Origin of the sequence: Streptomyces sp. GESEQ-4, assembly GCF_017948455.1 — a bacterium.
Taxonomy (GTDB): domain Bacteria; phylum Actinomycetota; class Actinomycetes; order Streptomycetales; family Streptomycetaceae; genus Streptomyces.
This window is the reverse complement of record NZ_JAFFSU010000071.1, coordinates 1-978: the sequence shown is the minus strand read 5'-3', so window position 1 is coordinate 978 and position 978 is coordinate 1. Positions and strand designations below refer to the sequence as shown.

At 69.3% G+C, this 978-nt stretch carries 1 protein-coding gene; it reads left to right on the top strand.

All coding sequences use genetic code 11. The features are described 5' to 3' along the window. Nucleotides 1–978: IS701 family transposase (locus KCH48_RS41850; protein WP_210582882.1), on the top strand; the 978-nt coding region annotated here is incomplete at both ends.

Genomic DNA, 978 nt, shown 5'->3' with positions numbered 1-978 from the left:
ATGCTGGATGGCCGGCGCAAGTCGATCCAGCCGATGGCCCAGCGGCTGCCGGACGGGAACATGCAGGCCTTGCAGCAGTTCGTCAACCAGTCGCCGTGGCCGTGGACGCCGGTGCGGCGGCGGATCGCCGAGCGCCTGGTCAAGGCGGTTCGGCCCGAGGTGTGGGTGGTCGACGATGTGTCGTTCCCCAAGTGCGGGCGGGCGTCGGTCGGGGTGGCCCGGCAATATTGCGGAGCGGTGGGAAAACGGGCCAACTGCCAGGTCGCTGTCAGCGTGCACGCGGCTACCGACACTGCCTCCTGTCCTTTGGAGTGGGAACTGTTCCTGCCCGAGGAATGGGCGCACGACGCCCAGCGGCGTCGGGCCGCGGGAGTGCCCGATGAGGTGGGACATGTGACCAAGTCCCACCTGGCCCTGGGACTGCTGGAGAAGCTGGCCGGCTGGCTGGGGTCGGTGCCGGTGATCGTGGCCGACTGCGGCTACGGCCGCAGCGTCTCCTTCCGTCTGGCCCTGGAAGAACGCGGCTGGTCCTACGTCGTGGCCGTCGACCCGAAGGAGATCGCCCGCCCGGTCGGTGCTGAGCCGTATCTGCCGCCCTACCAGGGCCTGGGCCCGCCCACGCTGCCCCGCTACCGCGAGCCGGCCCACCCTTTGCCCCGCTTGATCGATGCGGACACCCGCTTCGAGGACGTCACCTGGCGAGAAGGCAGCAAGGGATCGATGACCTCGCGGTTTGCGGTGCTTGAGGTGCGGCCCTCGGGCAAGGAAGCCACGCGAGCCGCCCAGGAACACGCCGGCGGACACAGCCGCTGGGACGGCGTGCTACCCCTGCGGACTCTGCTGGTCGAACAGCCCCACACGGCGACAGAGCCCACCGGCTACTGGATGACCAACCTGCCCGCCACCACTCCCGTCCCCGATCTGGTGCGCTGGGCCAAGATGCGCTGGCGCATCGAGAACGACTACCGGGAACTCAAA